Origin of the sequence: Mesorhizobium silamurunense (assembly GCF_014843905.1) — a bacterium.
GTDB lineage: Bacteria > Pseudomonadota > Alphaproteobacteria > Rhizobiales > Rhizobiaceae > Mesorhizobium > Mesorhizobium silamurunense.
Window position 1 is genome coordinate 1 of record NZ_LPVS01000057.1, and the last position, 18,477, is coordinate 18,477.

An 18,477-nucleotide genomic window follows, 5' to 3' on the forward strand; every position below is an offset into this window, starting at 1 on the left:
AGGCCGCGACCGGGTCCGCGGCCGAGCCGTGGCTGGTGAGCGCCGCCACCGCGATGCCGCGCCTTGCGGCGCCGATCGTGTCTGTCGCGCGCGACAGCGCCAGCTGGTCGTAGTAGTCCGGCGGCATGATCGAGCGCGCGGCCTCCTCGACGCGCGGGATGCGGAAGGCGTCGCTGACGGCGAAGAAGGCCTTGGCCGCGCTGACGATGTCGGCATTGGCCGTGCGCGCGGTGAGCGCGATGTCCGGGATCAGTTCACCGACCTCGGCGAGCGCGAGCTTCTCGGCCAGCTTCTCGGGCGCGCCGCCCTTGAACAGGCCATGCCGCCGATCCTCGATCCGCTCGCGCGAGAAGGCCGGCAGCAACGAGGCGAGCTTCGGATCCAAAGCCTTGCGCGCCTCTTGCAGCTCGGCGATGCGCTGGCCGAGCGGTGCCGAGCTGAGGTCGTTCTTCATGTACCAGCCGCTGGTCATGAAGATAAGCCGGCTGACCGCCTGGTAGAGATCGAGCTGGATCTGGCCGTCGACATGGTTGTCGAGCGCGTCGATCTCCCTGTAGAGCGAAGGCAGCGCGAAACCGTCGCGCACCAAGGCAAAGGTGCGCACGACAGCGGCCGCGGTGCGTCCCGTCGCTTCCTGCAGCCGGTTGACGAAGGAGGGCCCGCCGCGGTTGACGAGGTCGTTGGCGACGACGCGCGCGATGATCTCGCGCCGGAGCCGGTGGTCGCGGATTTCGCCGGCGAATTTCTTCGCCATGCGCTCCGGGAAATAGCCCATCAGGTCGCGGTCGAAATGCGGATCGTCCGGCACGTCGCTGGCGACGATGTCGGAGAACAGCACGATCTTGGCATAGGCGAGCAGCACGCCGAGCTCGGCCCTGGTCAGCGGCTCGCCGCGCGCCTCGCGCTCGGCAAGGGCGGCCGGCGACGGCAGCGTCTCGACCGCCCGGTCGAGCAGGCCGCGCGCCTCCAGCGCCGTCATGAAGCGCGCCTGATGCGCGATGTCGGCGAGCCCCCGCTTGCGCGCCAGCGAAAGCGCCAGCGTCTGCTGGTAGTTGTTGGACAACACCAGCGCGCTCACCTCGTCGGTCATCTCGGCGAGCAGCTTGTTGCGCGCCGGCCTCGCCAGCAAGCCTTTGCGCATGGCCGAGGCCAGCGCGATCTTGATGTTGACCTCGACGTCGGAGCAGTTGACGCCACCCGAATTGTCGATGGCGTCGGAGTTGCAGCGACCGCCATTCATGCCGAACTCGATGCGCGCCCGCTGCGTGACGCCGAGATTGGCGCCCTCGCCGATGACCTTGGCGCGCACTTCCGAAGCCGTGACCCGGATGGCGTCGTTGGCGCGGTCGCCGACATCGGCATTGGTCTCGCCGGAAGCCCTGACATAGGTGCCGATGCCGCCGAACCACAGAAGGTCGACCGGCGCCTTGAGGATGGCGTTCATGATCTCGACCGGCGTCGCCGTGGTCTTGGCCAGTCCGATCGCGGCAGCAGCCGTCGCCGGCAGCGTGATCGACTTCTGGCTGCGCGAGACGATGACGCCGCCTTCCGACAGCTTAGACTTGTCGTAATCCTGCCAGGACGAGCGCGGCAGGGCGAACATGCGCTGCCGTTCGGCCATCGAGGCCGCCATGTCGGGGTCGGGATCGATGAAGATGTCGCGATGGTCGAAGGCTGCGATCAGCCTGGTCGCCGGTGACAGGAGCATGCCGTTGCCAAAGACGTCGCCCGACATGTCGCCGACGCCGACCACATTGAAGGGCGAGGTCTGGATGTCACGGTTCATCTCGCGGAAATGCCGCTTCACCGCTTCCCACGCGCCCTTGGCGGTGATGCCCATCTTCTTGTGGTCATAGCCGGCAGAGCCGCCGCTGGCGAACGCGTCGTCCAGCCAGAAGCTGTGCTTCTCGGAAATGGCGTTGGCGGTGTCGGAGAAGGTCGCCGTGCCCTTGTCGGCCGCGACGACGAAATAGGGATCGTCAGGATCGCGCCGCACCACGCCGGCCGGCGGGATGACGCCGTCGACGCCGATATTGTCGGTGATCGAAAGCAGGCTGGAGACGAAGTTCTTGTAGGCCGAGGTGCCGGCCTCGAAGATGGCGTCGCGGCCAGCGCCCATCGGCAGTTTCTTCGGATAGAAGCCGCCCTTGGCGCCGACCGGCACGATGACCGCGTTCTTGACCTGCTGCGCCTTGACGAGGCCCAGCACCTCGGTGCGGTAGTCCTGGGCGCGGTCCGACCAGCGCAGGCCGCCGCGCGCCACCGGACCGAAGCGCAGGTGGACGCCCTCGACCTCGGAACCGTAGACGAAGATCTCGCGCCACGGCCGCGGCGCCGGCAGGCCGTCGACCGCCTGCGAATCGAGCTTGATCGCCAGCGACTGGCCCTTCGCTATCGTATCGGCTACGAAATGATTTGTACGCAGCGAGGCTTCGATCAGATTGAGATAGCGGCGGATGATGGTGTCGTCATCGATGTTGGGCACCTCGTCGAGCGCGTCCTTGATCTTGGCCTTGAGATGCTTGGCGGCGACCACGCCCTCGGTTTCGGCCGTCGGACCGAGGCGGGCGACGAACAGCTGATGTAGGCCACGCGCGATTGCCGGATAGCGGTTGAGCGCCGCTGCGATGAAATCCTGGCTCTGCGGAATGCCGGCCTGCTGCAGGTAGCGGCCGTAGGCGCGCAGGATGGTGATCTCGCCCGACCACAGGCCGGCGGTCTGGGCAAGGCCGTTATAGGCGTCATTGTCGACGTCGCCGCGCCAGACAGCGAGGAAGGCGTCCTGGAACAGCGCCCCGCCGTCGGTGAGATCGATCGGCTTGCCGTAGCTGTTCTCCAGCTCCATGTCATGGATGAAGACCATGCCGGAGGCTTCGTCGCCGACCTCGAAGGTGCGCTCGCTGATGACACGGAAGCCGATGTTTTCCAGCACCGGCACACGCCGCGACAGCGCCACCGGGCTGCCGAAATGATAGATCTTCAACGCCGCCTGGTGCGGCTTCTGGTCGGCATGGCGGTAATAGTCGATGGCTATAGGATTGGCAGCATCGATCCTGGCGATGCGCCCGGCATCGGCCAGCGCCACGGCCGGCGAAAAGGAGTCGCGATAGCTTTCGGAAAAGCGCGAGGCGATGGCTGTGAGCGTTGCGTCGGCGCCGGATTCCGACACTGCTTCGCGTAGCGCATCATCCCAGGTGCGGACGATGTCGCGGATCGCCGCCTCGATCGTCGCTGGATCGACCTTCGGCGTCTTGCCGCCGGAGCGGCCGATGATGAAATGCACGCGCGCCAGCCCGCCTTCGGGAAAGGCCGGGTAATAGGCCGACAGCCGGCCCTCGAACACGGTCTTGAGATAGGTGCCGATCTTCTCGCGCACGACGCTGTCATAGCGGTCGCGCGGCACGAAGACGAGGATGGAGACGAAACGGTCGAACTGGTCGGCCCGCACCAGCGCCCTGACGCGCGGCCGTTCGATCAGCCCGAGGATGGCTTCGGCGTGCTTCCTCAGAATCGGCACCGGAACCTGGAACAGCTCGTCGCGCGGATAGCTCTCCAGTACGTTGATCAGCGCCTTGCCGGAATGGTCGTGCGGATTGAAGCCGGACTTGGCGATGACGGTCTCGGCCTTCGAGCGCAGATAGGGGATCTTCATCACAGAACGCGTGTAGGCGGTCGAGGTGAACAGGCCGACGATGCGCAGCTCTCCCGAGAGCACGCCTTTGGCGGTGTAGGTCTTGACGCCGATATAGTCGAGATAGATGCGCCGGTGCACCGAGGACTTGGCATTGGCCTTGGTGACGATCAGCGGCTCCGGACCATGCAGGAAAGCGCGGATCTCCGGCGTCGTCGACACCGCCTCGGTGCCGCGCCTGAGAACCAGGACGTCGGGGTCGGCGAGGATGCCGAGGCCGGGCTTTTCGGCGCGCTCCAGCATGCCGCTCTTCTCGCCGCCGGTGTAGTTGAACTCGCGCATGCCGAGGAAGGTGAAATTGTCGTCGCGCAGCCATTCGAGGAAGGCGATCGCCTCGGTGACATGCGCCTTGTCGAGCGGCACCGGCGCATAGCGGAATTCCGAGATGGCCTGGTCGAGGCGGGCAAGCATCGGCTTCCAGTCGGTGACGGCGGCGCGCACCTGGTCCAAAAGCTTCTTCAAGCGGCCGGCAAGGGCTTCGGCCTGGTCGGCCGAAAGGCGGCCGATATGCACGTGGACGACGCTCAGCCGGTCATGGCCGGTTTCGCCCTTGACCGAGCCGCCGTCGCCCAGGATCTCCTCGACGCCGCTCTTGCCGTGCCGGACAACGATGACCGGATGGGTGACCAGCAGCGGCTCGCCGGCGGTCTCGGTGATCTCGCCGAGGATGGAATCGAACAGGAACGGCATGTTGTCGTTGACGACGGTGATGACCGACATCGGCCGGCCCTGGCGCGTCACGCCGGACTCCACGTCTATGGCGATGATGCAATCGCCCTTTTTGTGCCTGGCGACCGCGCGGCCGGCGAGATCGGCGGCGCGTTCGAGGTCGGCGACGTCATAGGCGGCGATGTCTTCGGCCGGCGTGCGGGCCAGAAGATAGTCGGCGAGCCTGCCGGGCTTTTCGCCCGCCCTTGCCGCGCCTCCTTTTGCCGCGCCTCCTTTTGCCGGATTGGTCTTTTTCGCCTGGCTTGCGGTTTTCAGGCTGGCCATGATGTGAAGTCCCTCCCGTCACATGCTTTTGCGACTATGGTAGCAGATGAGCGCCATTTGGCGACAAAGGTTTGACGACGCTTTAAGAAAATCGAACCGACGCTCGCCCTGCGAGGAGAACGGACATGACCGACAGGATTACGGCGCTGGACCTCGCCCCGGCGGAGCTCAGCGAAGCGACGAAAGCCTATTTCGCCAAATGCGAGGAGAAGCTGGGCCTCGTGCCCAACGTGCTTCTGGCCTACGCCTTCGACGAGAAGAAGCTGCGCGCCTTCACCGACATGTACAACGACCTGATGCTGGGCGAGTCCGGCTTGTCGAAGCTGGAGCGCGAAATGATCGCGGTCGCCGTCTCCTCGATCAACCATTGCTATTACTGCCTGACCGCGCACGGCGCGGCGGTGCGTCAGCTGTCGGGCGAGCCGGCGCTGGGCGAGATGATGGCGATGAACTTCCGCGCCGCCGACCTGTCCGAGCGGCAGAAGGCGATGCTGGAATTCGCGGTCAAGCTGACGGAGGAGCCGGCCAAGATCGTCGAGGCCGACCGCGCCGCGTTGCGACGGGCGGGCTTCAGCGACCGCGACATCTGGGACATCGCTTCGACCGCCGCCTTCTTCAACATGTCCAACCGCGTGGCCGCAGCGGTCGACATGCGGCCGAACCCCGAATACCACGCCATGGCGCGGTGACCCATAACAATAGACACTTCTGGCGAATGGTGGGTTGGCAGCGAGCCGAACGATATCGCAGAATACTTGAGCGGCTACGCAAGCGAAGGCTATGCAGTTCACGACTTCAGGCTCGCGCGATGCAAATGCGGTTCCACTTCGTTTCTTCTCGATGCCGACGATGATCAAGGCGGGGCGCGACGGACGTGCACGATGTGCGGTTCCGAGCATCTTATCTGTGACAGCGAGGAGTTTTGGGCAGATCCGAGCCGGAACGCTGGGTGTGTATCGAATGCGATTCCGAAGCCACAAATGTTGGGGTCGGGTTTTCCATTTACCCGCAGCGTGACGGCGTTCGCTGGCTTTATGTCGGGGTTCGTTGCGCGGGTTGTGGCGTCTTAGGATGCTTCGCCGGCTGGAAGGGTTGGCACGTCCGACAGCATGGACCTATTGGACAAAGCCTAGTCATCAAACCGCGATGGACAGCCGCACCGGAAATTGCAGCTACAGCCCTCCGTATATTAGTAGATGCGAATTCTCATTGCCTGCTCTGCTTTTTGGTCCGATTATCAGCCCGCGGCGTGGCCGCATGCCGGTTCGACGCCGCCAAAAATGGAGGAGAGCATGGCGAAATATCTCTATGTCTATCACGGCTCCGGCAAGATGCCGACCGAGGAAGCCGAGCGGAAAGCGGCGATGGATGCCTGGACCGGCTGGTACGACAAGCTCGGCTCGGCGGTCGTCGACGGCGGCAATCCTGTCGGCATGTCGAAGACGGTGCTGCCCGGCGGCACGGTCGAGAACAATGGCGGCAGCAATCCGACCGCCGGCTATACGATCGTCGAGGCGAAGGACATCGACGACGCCGTCGCCAAGGCCAGGGATTGCCCGATCCTGACGAACCCGGCCTTCAGTGTCGAGATCGCGCCGATCATCGAGATGATGTAGCGCTCAGACGAGCGCGGGCGGGCAGCGCACTGGCCTTGCCTGCCCGCCGTTGCACGGCTAGAAGAGTCGACCTTTTATCCATTTCGAGCTTCACTTTGCCTCAGTAACCGCCGGTCTCGTCCACTCCCCGAAAGCACCGCAGGCGCAGCTTTGGCGGCCCCTGCATCATTTCACGTGTTCTTCAGGCGGCGGTTTCGAGACCGGTTTGGCATTGCTGAGCCGCCGTCGAGCGTAACCCGCCGACGCCTGACTTCCAACATCGCAGCCTTTCGCCACGCCGTGCCCGCATGGGCATGATCCCGAAAAGTGGTATCCGGTTTTCGGAGAAGATCATGCTCGAACAAAGAGGGCATCTCGGACATCGCCGGCCTGACGGACTTCCCGACGGGAAGGGCCTACCGGCATGTCTGGACTGTTGCGTATCCGCTGGGCGATCGCGCCCAAAATCGCGCCTCGACCTCTCATCAACTGCAATCGCTGCGGCGGCGTCAGATCCTATCGATGCAGCGGAAAATTCCGTGTCAACGCCAACGGCAAGCGCATCGATGCCTGGCTGATCTATCGCTGCATCGGCTGCAACAACTCCTGGAACCGCGCCATTTTTGAGCGTTGCACCCGCCGCGACATCGAGCCGGCGCTGCTTGCGGCCCTCGAAAGCAACGATCCGGTTCTCGTGCGACGCCATGCCTTCGATCCGGTGGCGCTCCGAACGCGGATCGGGCGGGTCGAGGAATTTCCCGACGTCACGGTGCGAAAAGAGCTGCTGGACGGCGGGCCTCAATGCGCGGCAGCGCTTTGGCTCGAACTGCGGCTCGACGCCGCGACACCGTTGCGGCTCGACCGTCTGCTTGCCGGAGAGCTCGGCGTCTCGCGGTCGAGGCTGCAGGCCTGGGAAGAGCGGCAGTCGCTCGCCATCGAACCGGATGGCGCCAAGGCCCTGCGCAGGCCGGCGCGCGACGGCACGGCAATCAGCATCGATCTTTCCGGCGAGCCCGATCGCGACGCCATAATATCGGCTGCTTGCGGCTGAAATGAAAAATGGAGGGAGCGACGCTCCCTCCCCAATCGCTTTCGGGAAGGCTTACGCCGCGCCCATTACCTTGGCCGACTTCTCGAACCGCTTGCGCTCGTTCGGGTCGAGATAGAGCTTGCGGAGCCGAATGGTCTTCGGCGTCACCTCGACCAGCTCGTCGTCCTGGATCCAGGCCAGCGCCCGCTCCAGCGTCATGCGGACCGGCGGGGTCAGCTTCACCGCCTCGTCCTTGCCGGCGGCGCGGATGTTGGTGAGCTTCTTGCCCTTCAGCACATTGACCTCGAGGTCATTGTCGCGGCTATGGATGCCGATGATCATGCCCTGATAGACCTTGACGCCCGGATCGATGATCATCGGGCCGCGATCTTCCAGGTTCCACATCGCATAGGCGACCGACTCGCCCTGCTCGTTGGAGATCAGCACGCCGTTGGTGCGGCCCGCCAGTTCGCCCTTGTAGGGCTCGTAGGCATAAAACAGCCGGTTCATCACGGCGGTGCCGCGCGTGTCGGTCAACAGCTCCGACTGATAGCCGATCAGGCCGCGCGTCGGCGCGTGGAAGACGAGGCGCTGGCGGTTGCCGCCGGAGGGGCGCAGTTCCACCATCTCGGCCTTGCGCTCCGACATTTTTTGCACGACGACGCCGGCATGCTCCTCGTCGACGTCGATGACGACTTCCTCGACGGGCTCCAGCAATTCGCCGTTCTCGCCCTTCTGCATGACGACGCGGGGCCGCGACACGGCGATCTCGAAGCCCTCGCGGCGCATCGTCTCGATCAGCACGGCAAGCTGCAATTCGCCGCGGCCTGAGACGAAGAAGGAATCCTTCTCCGGCGATTCCTCGATCTTGAGCGCGACATTGCCTTCGGCTTCGCGCAGCAGGCGGTCGCGGATGACGCGGCTGGTCACCTTGTCGCCCTCGGTGCCGGCGAGCGGGCTGTCGTTGACGAGGAAGGACATGGTCACGGTCGGCGGGTCGATCGGCTGCGCGTGCAGCGGCTCGGTCACGCTCGGATCGCAGAAGGTGTCGGCGACGGTGCCTTTCGACAGGCCGGCGATGGCGACGATGTCGCCCGCCTGCGCTTCCTCGATCGGCTGGCGCTCGAGGCCGCGGAAGGCCAGGATTTTCGAGATACGTCCGGTTTCGATCTGCGTGCCGTCATGGTGCAGCACCTTGACCGCCTGGTTGGGCTTCAGCGAGCCCGACTCGATGCGGCCGGTGATGATGCGGCCGAGAAACGGATTGGCCTCCAGGATGGTGCCGATCATGCGGAACGGACCGGGATGCACCGTCGGCGCCGGCACGTGCTTGACGACGAGATCGAACAGCGGCGCCAGGCCCTGGTCCTTCGGGCCCTCCGGGTTTTCCGACACCCAGCCGTCGCGGCCCGAACCGTAGAGGATCGGGAAATCGAGCTGCTCGTCGGTGGCGTCGAGCGCGGCGAACAGGTCGAACACCTCGTTGACCACTTCGATGTGGCGGGCATCCGGGCGGTCGATCTTGTTGATGACGACGATCGGCCTCAAGCCCACCTTGAGCGCCTTGCCGACGACGAACTTGGTCTGCGGCATCGGCCCTTCGGCGGCATCGACGAGCACGATTGCCGAATCCACCATCGACAGGATGCGCTCGACCTCGCCGCCGAAATCGGCGTGTCCGGGCGTGTCGACGATGTTGATGCGGGTGCCGTTCCAGTCGACCGAGGTCGCCTTGGCCAGGATGGTGATGCCGCGCTCCTTTTCGAGGTCGTTCGAATCCATGGCGCGCTCGGCGACGCGCTGGTTGTCGCGGAAGGAGCCGGACTGCTTCAGGAGCTGGTCGACGAGGGTGGTTTTTCCATGGTCGACGTGCGCGATGATCGCGATATTGCGGAGGTTCATTGTCTGGTCTCGGGAGCGTTGCAGGCAGCAGGCCCAAAAGCGCTGCCTTTTTCGGTTGCGCGGCTCATACAAGGTTTTTCGCAATTGCGAAAGGGGAGGTCCCACCCCAAATACATGGTCACTGATTCTTAAACGTCTTGGTGTGAAATGATTCTGTTAACCAAGGCGGAACCTTTGAGGGGCCGGGCAGTTCGATGTTCATGAGCGATCAAATGTCCAGATTGCGTGCGGTTTTCGCATGGGCGGCGCTCGGCGTGCTGATTGCGGCCGGTGCCGCGCAGTCGGCGGCTGCACTGAGAGAAGCTGACCCGATCTCGCCGCCTGATGCCAAAACCGCGCAGCAGATGTTCGCCGACGCCCCTGACGGTGTCGACCCGATCGTCACCGGCCCGGTCAGCGCCGCCTTCAAGCAGCGTCAGAAGGCCGCCAACTGCGACAGCGCCGTCTGGCCGAACGTTCCTGCCGCCTGCTATCCGGACTGACGACCGCAGTCTTAGGAATGCAACAAGCGTAGCGATCCTTCCCACCCCCCTCTGGCCTGCCGGCCATCTCCCCCGCAAGGAGGGAGATCGGATGTCGCGTCGCCTTTCGCCAATCTCAATAGTCGAGGAGGGGCGCCAATGCCGAAGCTGCCAATCTCCCCCCTTGCGGGGGAGATGTCCGGCAGGACAGAGGGGGGTGCTGTCCCTCCAGCATCAAAATTCTGCCCATGTACGCTCCGAAGCGTAGAACCCCCCTACGCCGACCGCACCGGATCGAGCGTGATCTTGTAGAGCTCGTTGTCGTCGCGATCCATCAGCCGCACGGTGATCTGCTCGGTGGCGCCTGAAATGTCCACCAACCCGAAGAACTGCAGCCCGGCCGAGGGCGGCAGGTTCTGGCCCTGCTCGGCAGTCGGCGCCTTGATGAACTTCAGCTCCGGGCCGAAGGTCATGTCGAGATTATTGGGGCCGAAGGTGCCGGCATGGATCGGGCCGGAGACGAACTCCCAGAACGGGTTGAAATCCTGGAACTGCGCCTTGTCCGGGTTGTAGTAATGCGCCGCCGTGTAGTGGACGTCGGCGGTAAGCCATACCGTGTTGGTGATGCCGGCGTTCTTGATGTAGCGAAGCAGATCGGCGAATTCGAGCTCACGGCCCTTCGGCGCGCCATTGTCGCCATTGCTGACCGCCTCGGCGCCGGCTTTCTTGGTGGCGTCGTCCCAGACGACGAGGCCGAGCGGCATGTCGGCGGCAATGATCTTCCAGGTCGCCTTGGAATTCGCCAGTTCCCGCTTCAGCCACTGGGTCTGCTGTTCGCCGAGCATGCGCGACTTCGGCGTCAGCGTCTCCTCCATGTCCGGGCCGTTCGGCCCGCGATAGGAGCGCATGTCGAGGAAGAACACGTCGAGCAGCGGGCCGTGGGCGATCTTGCGATAGACGCGGCCCGGCTCCGACGGCTCGTAGCGGATCGTCGTCATCTCATGGAAGGCGCGCGCCGCGCGGGCCGCCAGCACATGGATGGATTTTTCCGTGTAGCGGTTGTCGGCGGTGAGATCCTTCGAATCCGACCAGTTGTTCAGCACCTCGTGGTCGTCCCACTGGTAGAAGGTCGGACAGATGGCGGAGAGGCCGAGCACGTGCTTGTCCATCATGTTGTACTTCCACTGATCGCGATACTCATCCAGCGTCTCGGCGACCTTGCGCTTGCCGTCGATCATGACGACGTTCTTCCACTTGCCGCCGCCGGGCAGGTCGACCTCGTCCTTCATCGCGCCGTCGGCATAGATCGTGTCGCCGGAATGCAGGAAGAAGTCAGGCGTGTGCTTGGCAATGGTGGAATAGGTCTTCATGCCGGTCTCGTCGATGCCCCAGCCCTGGCCGGCGGTGTCGCCCGACCAGGCGAAGCGCACGTCGCGCTTGGAGGCCGGCGCGGTGCGGAAGCGGCCGACGATCGGCTCGGAGACGGCATTGATGTCGGAAAGGTCGGCGGCGACCATGCGGTAGAAGATATCCTGGTCGCCGGCGAGGTCGGTGAGCAGCCGCTTCACCGTGTAGTCGCTGGCGGGCGAGGTATCGAGCGGCGCCAGCTTTGTCGCATCGGCGAAGCTTTCCGTCGTCGAGACTTCGTACATCACGCGCGCCGGCCGGTCGGTGCGGGTCCAGACCATGCCGGAGGTGGCGTCGACATCGCCGGACTGGACGCCATGGGTGAAGGCCGGGCGCTGGCTGGCGCGGGAATAGTAGGGCAGCGCGAGACCGGAGGCGCCGACAAGGCCAAAGGCGCTGGCCGAGGTGACGAAAGCGCGGCGGGTCAACGAGAGCTTGTTCATGGCTGTCTCCGGGATGGCGTTGAACGGGACCGCCAAGCTCGGGCCTCAATGTTTCAGGCGCATATCGGAACCATGAAGTTTTGATAACAGTGAACAGGCTGGTGAAGGCTGCCATCGACGCCGGGAAGGCGTGTTGAGATTCGGGTCAGGCCGAGTCGAAAATGGTGGTTCCCGAGAACCGGAGCGGAGCGTACTTTAAAGCACGTGAGCACCGGAAGCGCAGGAGACTGCCATTTGCAGGCCGGCCTCACCCGAATATCGACATGCCTTATGCCGCCTGGGGCTCCGGCTCGAACGCCGGCTTGCTCGTGTTGATCAGCAGCGAAATACAGGCCGCCGCGATGCCCGTCATGCCGGCGATCAAGAACGCGAGCTCATAATTGCCCTGCAATTCCCGCATCGTGCCGCCGAACGCGGCCGCCGCCGCAGCTCCCACCTGGTGGCCGGCGACGATCCAGCCGAAGACGATCGGCCCGCTGCGGTCGCCGAAGGCTTCGTTGGAGAGCCTCAGCGTCGGCGGCACGGTTGCGATCCAGTCGAGCCCGTAGAGCACGGCGAAGATGATGAGGCTGACCGCCGAGAAGCCGGAATAGGGCAAATAGATCAGCGACAGGCCGCGAATGCCGTAGTAGACGCCGAGCAGCTTGCGCGGGTCGAAGCGGTCGGTGAGCCAACCCGACAGCGTCGTGCCGATCAGGTCGAAAATGCCCATCATCGACAGCAGGCCCGCGGCCTGCACCTCGCCGATGCCCATGTCGCCGCAGAAGGCGATCAGATGCGTGCCGACCAGGCCGTTGGTGGTGAAGCCGCAGACGAAGAAGGTGGCGAAAAGATACCAGAACACCCTGGTACCCGCGGCGCGGCGCAGCGTGTTCAGCGTGTGCGCCAGGAAATTGCCCTGCGATGCAGGCGATGTCGGCGGCACGTCATCGGCCTCGGCGCCATAGCGCACCTGGCCGATCGAGGCCGGGCGCTCAGGCACCAGGAGAAGGACGAGCGGTATCAGCGCCGCGGTCGCGAGCGACACGGCGATCACCACCGGCTTCCAGCCACCGGCCTGCGCCAGCGAGGCGATCAGCGGCAGGAAGACCAGCATACCGGTGGCGCTGGAGGCCGACATCAGCCCCATCACCAGGCCGCGATTGGTCTTGAACCAGCGGTTGACAATGGTAGCGCCGAGCACGCTGGCGATGGCGCCAGAACCGATGCCCGAAAACACGCCCCAAGTGATGAAGAGATGCCAGGGCTCAGTCATCAGCAGGCTGAGGGCCGTCGAGCCCGACATGATCAGCAGCGCGGCAAGCAACGTCCGGCGCAGCCCGATGCGCTCCATCAGCGCCGCGGCGAACGGACCGGTCAGGCCGTAGAGCAGGATGCCGACGCCGGCGGCCATCGAGATGACGTCGCGCCGCCAGCCGAAGCTGTTTTCCAGCGGCAGCATCATGACGGAGGGCGCGGAGCGAAGCCCGGCGGCGATCAGCAGGCAGAGAAAAATGACGGCAACGACGACGAAGGCGTAGCGCTGGCCAAACGGACGGGACTGGGCTATCATGTTACTGACCGGTACGTTGCAATGGGATGGCAGAATACATACGTACCGGTCAGTAACATTGTCAAGCGAGTTTGGTGAATGTCATCGGACAATAAAATTGAAACGTCGGTGAACGAGACGCCTTCCGCGTCGACACCGAAGGCTGCCGACAAGATCCTCGACGTGGCGCGCGACCTGTTCTATCGCGAGGGCATCCGGGCAATCGGCGTCGACGAAATCGTCAGGCGTGCCGGCGTCACCAAGCCGAGCCTTTACCGCAGCTTTCCGTCGAAGGACGAGCTCGCCGCCTCCTATCTGCGCAAGTACGACCTTGAGTTCTGGGAGCGGTTCGAAGAAGCCGTCGACGCGCACCCGGGCAACCCGCGCGCGCAGATCGTCGCTTTCCTCACCCGCGTCGGCAAACGCACCCAGAAGCCGGACTATCGCGGCTGCGGCATGACCAACGCGGCGGTGGAATATCCCGAGCACGGCCATCCGGCGCGCATCGTCAGCGAGAACAACAAGCAGGAATTGCGCCGGCGTCTGCGCGCCATGGCGGCGGCAATGGGCGCCAGCGATTCCGACACGCTCGGAGACGGGCTGCTGCTGCTGATCGAGGGCGCCTATATCAGCGGCCAGCTCTTCGGTCTCGGCGGACCGGCGGCGTCGGTCGCCCGCAACGCCGACCTGCTGATCGAAGCCAGCTTGAAGAAATAGTGGTTGGCGCTACGCTTCGGCAACTCAAACGGAGTTGTCAGCGATGCGTGCGCTTCTGATCCCGCTTGCCCTCGCCGGTCTCTGCCAGGCAGCCCATGCCGGCGACATTTCCAGCGCCTACACCGACCTCGACTGGAAGAAAGACTGCGTGACTTACGCGCAGTCGGAAGAAGGCGACGGCGACTGGGCGAGCCTCGCCTGCGCCGGCTATCGCGGCTATCCGGTGCTGATCGGCTACGACGATGCGCGCGAGTCCGTTTACTACGGTTTTCCCTCCGACGACATGACCGCGGTGTGGGAAAGTTTTTCCGGGCTCAACACCGCCGGTCCGAAGGTCGAGTGGCGGATCGAAACCAACGGCGACAAGGCCGTGCCCTTCGCCGTCATTCACCGTCGCGAGATCAGCAATCCCGAAGACGAGAACAAGCCGACCGAAGTGCTGGTCGTCGCCAAGGTCGCACAGCCGGAAGAGCATGAAGGCTGCACCGTCGGCCTTGTGCTCGCCACCGGCAACGCTGAGGCCAACGACCAGGCACGCAAGCTCGCCGACGAAAAGGCGAAAGGTTTTGCCTGCGGCAAGGACAAGCGCGAAGTGATCGGCAAAGTGCCCGACTTCGGCCGCGTCGATAATTGACTACTTGCTTGCCTTCGCTCGCTCGATCGCGTCGACGATCATCTTCTTGGCGTATTTGGAATCGTGCCAGCCCTCGATCTTGACCCATTTGCCGGGTTCGAGATCCTTGTAGTGCTCGAAGAAGTGCTGCACCTGCTGGCGGGTGATTTCCGGCAGGTGGGTATATTCGGTGACGTTCTCGTAGCGCAGCGTGAGTTTCGGCGACGGAACCGCGATCACCTTCTCGTCCTGGCCGGCATTGTCTTCCATGATCAGCACGCCGATCGGCCGCACATTGATGACGCAGCCCGGCACCAGCGCGCGCGTGTTGCAGACAAGGACGTCGATCGGATCGCCGTCGCCCGACAGTGTGTGCGGCACGAAGCCGTAATTGCCGGGATAGCGCATCGAAGTGTGCAGGAAGCGGTCGACGAACAGCGTGCCGGCTTCCTTGTCCATCTCGTACTTGATCGGCTCGCCGCCGATCGGCACCTCGATGATGACGTTGACGTCCTCGGGCGGGTTCTTTCCGGTGGGCACGGCTTCGATACGCATGGCTCAAATCCCTCTCTCGATTTGTGAGATCGATAGCGGGCGGCGCGTCATGGTGCAATGCGGCGAATAGCACTGGACGCTATCGGAAGCGCACAGTTTGTGATGGATTGTAACCTAAGCTAGGCCCGTCATTCCCAGACGAAGGCGACCTTCTTCAGCGCCTTCTGCTCGAAGACCTCGACGCCTTCGGCGATGTCGCGGCCACCATTGCCGGCATAGAAGGCTAAAGCGTTGTAATTGTCTTCCAGCGCCCACACCACCAGGCCTCTGAGGCCGTGGTCGGCAAGGCGCGTGCGCGCCGCCTTGAACAACCGGCTGCCAAGCCCGATGCCCTGATATTCCGGGCGCAGGTAAAGCTCGTAGATCTCGCCCTGCTGCCTGAGCTCGCGGGCGCGATTCTTGCCGATCGTGGCATAGCCGGCGATCGTGCCGCCGATCTCGACCACCAAAACGGTCGCCGCGCGGCGAATCGCGTTCGCCCACCAGTCGGGGCCGCGGCGATTGATCATGGCCGTCAGCGTGCGGTGCGGGATGATGCCGGAATAGGCGCCGCGCCACGCCTCCTGATGCACTTCGGCGATGGCGATTGCATCGCGAGGGTCGGCTTTCCGGATGTCGATCGTCAGCGTGTTCATGATTTGTTAACCATAGACCCGCTTCGCCCGCTTGCAAAGAGTCCGCTCTGTCGCGCCCGCGCTTTCACACAGGCGAACTTGCAGGCACCGGAAGCGGGAACCCGCCGGGAGCCGGCCGGCCTAGCGGATTTATGGAAAAGCTCTGTCAGATTTCGACGAGATGGTCGTCGAGCTCGTTGGTGTCGCCTTCGGTCACCGGAAAATGCTCGGCGAGCACCGCGCCGACCGATTCGATCGCCTTGACGAAACCGTCGGCGAGACGGTCGTCGCCGGCATGCCGGGTGAGCTCCCGCACCACGCCGTCCCAGACATGCTGGCCGACCTTGGCATCGATGCCGCTGTCGGCGACCACTTCGGCATAGCGCTCGGCGATCGAGACGAAGATCAGCACGCCGGTGCGTGCGCTCGTGCGATGGACGTTGCGGGCGAGGAACTGCTTCATCGCATTGGCGTGCGCCGCCTGGTAGCGCAGCCGCCTCGGTACGAGATGGATGCGCCAGCCGGGCAGCGCCCATAGAAGCACCAGCATGCAGCCAAGCGCCAGAAGCTGGGCAAGCACGAAATGCGGCAGACGGATGGTCAGCCACCAGGCTTCCAGCCCGTAGGCCACCGCAAGGCTGACGATGAGCGTGGCAAGCGCCGCCGCGAACGCGGCCGGGAAGAGATAGCCGTCGCTGGATTGCGCCACGACGCAGTAGATCTCGCCGTCGGTCTTGGCCTCGGCGGCGCGGATCGCATCGGCGATGCGGTCATGGTCCTCAGGGTTGATCGGTCGCGTTGCCATGGTCCTCACCAGCTTCCCGAGGAGCCGCCGCCGCCCGACGAACCGCCGCCGCCGGAAAACCCGCCGCCACCGCCGCCACCGGAGGACCAGCCTCCGCCGCCCGACGACCAGCCGCCGCTGCCGGAGGATGACCGTCGTCCCGGCTCGAAGGTCATGCCGAGCCAGCGGTAGCGGCCCGGGCCGATCTTCTGGCCGAAGATCGGCGGCAGCACCGTCAGCGCGATGCTGCCGAAGAAGATCAGCGCCCAGATGGTGATGAAAATGGCGAAGAACAGGTCGTCCGAGTTGAACGGCGCCTGCTCGTTGCGCTTGCCGCGCGCCTCCAGCTCTTCCGGATTGCCCTCCAGCACCATGATCATGTCGTCGACGGCCTTGCTGATGCCGCCGGAGAAGTCGCCGGCGCGGAAGGCCGGCACCATGTCGTTCTCTATGATCAGCTTGGTGTGCAGGTCGGTCAGCGTGCCTTCCAGCCCATAGCCGACCTCGATGCGCATCTTGCGGTCGTTGGGCGCGACCAAAAGAAGAACACCATTGTTCTCCTTGGCCTGGCCAAGCTTCCAGAAGCGGAACAGCCGGTTGGCATAGGGCTCGATCTCCTCGCCGCCGAGGCTGGGGATTGTTGCGACGACGATCTGGTCGGAGCCCTTCTTCTCGAAGTCCGCGAGCTTCTGCGTCAGCGCCGCACGCGTGCCGGCATCGATGATGCCGGCATTGTCGACCACGCGGCCGGTGAGCGCGGGCAGGTCGGCGGCGAATGCGGCGAGGGGGAAGAGGAAGGAGAGAAGAAGGCCAAGAAGGCTAAGGTAGGCGTTCTGTCGCGCCCCCCTCTGTCCTGCCGGACATCTCCCCCTCAACGGGGGAGATTGGCTGTCATCGCCCGCCGCGAATCTTCTGCGACGCTGGAGATTGGCGAAACCGGCAAAGCTGCCAATCTCCCCCCTTGAGGGGGAGATGTCCGGCAGGACAGAGGGGGGTATCAACACGCCAGCGGTCCGTCTTCTCGCGGCTATCAACACGCCAGCGGTCCGTCTTCTCGCGGGATTGTATTCAGAAGACTGTCGAGCGCTCTCACCCGCCCTGCTTCGTGCCAAAATCCACTTTTGGCACCTGCATCTTGTCTTCCTCGACGGTGAAGTTGGCAAACGGCTCGTTGCCGCGGAACCAGAAGGTCGCCCACAGCACCGACGGGAAGGTCCTCAGCGTCAGATTGTAGTCCCTGACCGCCTGGATGTAGTCGCGGCGCGCCACCGCGATGCGGTTCTCGGTACCTTCGAGCTGCGCCTGCAGCGCGAGGAAGTTCTGGTTGGCCTTGAGGTCGGGGTAATTCTCCGACACCGCGATCAGCCGCGACAGCGCGCCCGTCAGTCCGGCCTGGGCATCCTGGAACTTCTTCAGCGCTTCGGGATCCTTCAGCGTGTCCGGCGTGACCGTGATCTGCGTCGCCTTGGCGCGCGCCTGGACAACCGCGTCGAGCGTGTCCTTCTCATGCGAGGCATAGCCCTTCACCGTCTCGACCAGGTTCGGGATCAGGTCGGCGCGGCGTTGATACTGGTTGAGCACCTCGCTCCAGGCCGCCCTGGCGTTCTCCTCCGCCGTCGGGATGGTGTTGTAGCCGCAGCCGGCAAGCAGCGGCAGCACGAAAGCCATCATCAGCAAGGCGGGCAAGTTGCGGAAGGCGGAGGGTAGAAAAAGGCGCTCGGCGAACATGATTGGTCCCCTCGGATCAAAGTTGCATGCGAAGCCTTACCACAATCTGCGCGCAAGAAAATGACCCGATGATGGCGCAGTCCTAGTCCTGCCGCTCGCCCCTGTGAATACGCGCGCGAACAGGCTAAGCTCCCGGCCGGAAAGGACATTTGTCATGGCCGAGCGCCGGGACGACGAGAACGAATCGCGCCGCATCCTTGAGCGCGTCGCGCGCGAGACGGCGCCGGGCGGCACATCGTTCGTCGCCCGCGCCGCGAAAGACGCGCGCGACCACGTGACCGCGGCGGACACCGACCGTTCCGATCCGATCGAATATTGGGGCACCCGCATTGGCCGAACACTCGGCCTCATCATCGCCATTGGGCTGTTGGCCTGGCTGGTGTATGTCGCCACGCAGGGTGGCTAGGAACCGA

General features: G+C 64.4%; 16 protein-coding genes. 7 read left to right on the top strand and 9 right to left on the bottom strand.

Annotated elements, in window-relative coordinates:
• Nucleotides 1-4,684: NAD-glutamate dehydrogenase (locus AU465_RS16395; protein WP_192249585.1), on the bottom strand; the 4,684-nt coding region annotated here is incomplete at its 3' end.
• Nucleotides 4,685-4,809: 125 nt separating this feature from the next.
• Between AU465_RS16395 and AU465_RS16400 the strand changes: the two genes are divergently transcribed.
• The 3 genes from AU465_RS16400 (at nt 4,810) to AU465_RS16410 (ending at nt 7,330) form a co-directional block, all read left to right on the top strand.
• Entirely contained in the window at nt 4,810-5,373 is a 564-nt protein-coding gene (locus AU465_RS16400) for a peroxidase-related enzyme (protein ID WP_192249587.1), read from the top strand.
• 603 nt (nt 5,374-5,976) lie between these two features.
• On the top strand, nt 5,977-6,300 hold the full coding sequence (locus AU465_RS16405; RefSeq protein ID WP_192249590.1) for a YciI family protein: 324 nt from the start codon (nt 5,977-5,979) through the stop codon (nt 6,298-6,300).
• A 403-nt stretch (nt 6,301-6,703) separates the two neighbouring features.
• Complete coding sequence (locus AU465_RS16410; RefSeq protein WP_192249593.1) at nt 6,704-7,330, top strand: DUF1062 domain-containing protein; 627 nt, start codon at nt 6,704-6,706, stop codon at nt 7,328-7,330.
• A 51-nt stretch (nt 7,331-7,381) separates the two neighbouring features.
• Here AU465_RS16410 and typA read toward each other — a convergent pair whose 3' ends face one another.
• A complete protein-coding gene (typA, locus tag AU465_RS16415; protein WP_192249596.1) occupies nt 7,382-9,211 on the bottom strand; it encodes a translational GTPase TypA in 1,830 nt (609 codons plus the stop codon).
• A gap of 212 nt (nt 9,212-9,423) precedes the next feature.
• Here typA and AU465_RS16420 point away from each other — a divergent pair, with 212 nt between their 5' ends.
• Nucleotides 9,424-9,693: a hypothetical protein gene (locus AU465_RS16420; RefSeq protein WP_246506175.1), complete on the top strand. Its 270-nt coding sequence runs from the start codon at nt 9,424-9,426 to the stop codon at nt 9,691-9,693.
• A 254-nt stretch (nt 9,694-9,947) separates the two neighbouring features.
• Here AU465_RS16420 and AU465_RS16425 read toward each other — a convergent pair whose 3' ends face one another.
• Nucleotides 9,948-11,522, bottom strand: a complete 1,575-nt coding sequence (locus AU465_RS16425) for an alkaline phosphatase D family protein (protein WP_192249602.1) — start codon at nt 11,520-11,522, stop codon at nt 9,948-9,950.
• Between the two features lie 268 nt (nt 11,523-11,790).
• Complete coding sequence (locus AU465_RS16430) at nt 11,791-13,074, bottom strand: MFS transporter (protein ID WP_192249606.1); 1,284 nt, start codon at nt 13,072-13,074, stop codon at nt 11,791-11,793.
• 78 nt (nt 13,075-13,152) lie between these two features.
• Here AU465_RS16430 and AU465_RS16435 point away from each other — a divergent pair, with 78 nt between their 5' ends.
• Both AU465_RS16435 and AU465_RS16440 read left to right on the top strand, forming a co-directional pair.
• Nucleotides 13,153-13,770 carry a TetR/AcrR family transcriptional regulator gene (locus AU465_RS16435; RefSeq protein ID WP_192249609.1) on the top strand — a complete coding sequence of 206 codons (618 nt, stop codon included), beginning with the start codon at nt 13,153-13,155 and terminating at the stop codon, nt 13,768-13,770.
• A gap of 43 nt (nt 13,771-13,813) precedes the next feature.
• Nucleotides 13,814-14,404, top strand: a complete 591-nt coding sequence (locus tag AU465_RS16440) for a hypothetical protein (protein ID WP_192249612.1) — start codon at nt 13,814-13,816, stop codon at nt 14,402-14,404.
• On the opposite strand, the gene ppa is transcribed toward AU465_RS16440, so the two are convergent.
• The 5 genes from ppa to AU465_RS16465 form a co-directional block, all read right to left on the bottom strand.
• The gene (ppa, locus tag AU465_RS16445) at nt 14,405-14,938 is read right to left on the bottom strand and encodes an inorganic diphosphatase (RefSeq protein WP_192249615.1); all 534 of its coding nucleotides are present in this window, start codon (nt 14,936-14,938) and stop codon (nt 14,405-14,407) included.
• A 128-nt stretch (nt 14,939-15,066) separates the two neighbouring features.
• Nucleotides 15,067-15,573, bottom strand: coding sequence for a GNAT family N-acetyltransferase (locus tag AU465_RS16450; RefSeq protein ID WP_192249618.1), 507 nt, complete (start codon nt 15,571-15,573; stop codon nt 15,067-15,069).
• A 145-nt stretch (nt 15,574-15,718) separates the two neighbouring features.
• Complete coding sequence (locus AU465_RS16455; protein ID WP_192249650.1) at nt 15,719-16,357, bottom strand: TPM domain-containing protein; 639 nt, start codon at nt 16,355-16,357, stop codon at nt 15,719-15,721.
• A gap of 5 nt (nt 16,358-16,362) precedes the next feature.
• A complete protein-coding gene (locus AU465_RS16460) occupies nt 16,363-17,211 on the bottom strand; it encodes a TPM domain-containing protein (RefSeq protein ID WP_192249653.1) in 849 nt (282 codons plus the stop codon).
• Between the two features lie 214 nt (nt 17,212-17,425).
• Nucleotides 17,426-18,064: a LemA family protein gene (locus AU465_RS16465; protein ID WP_192249656.1), complete on the bottom strand. Its 639-nt coding sequence runs from the start codon at nt 18,062-18,064 to the stop codon at nt 17,426-17,428.
• 154 nt (nt 18,065-18,218) lie between these two features.
• Between AU465_RS16465 and AU465_RS16470 the strand changes: the two genes are divergently transcribed.
• Nucleotides 18,219-18,470, top strand: coding sequence for a hypothetical protein (locus AU465_RS16470; protein ID WP_192249658.1), 252 nt, complete (start codon nt 18,219-18,221; stop codon nt 18,468-18,470).
• Nucleotides 18,471-18,477 lie beyond the last annotated feature (7 nt).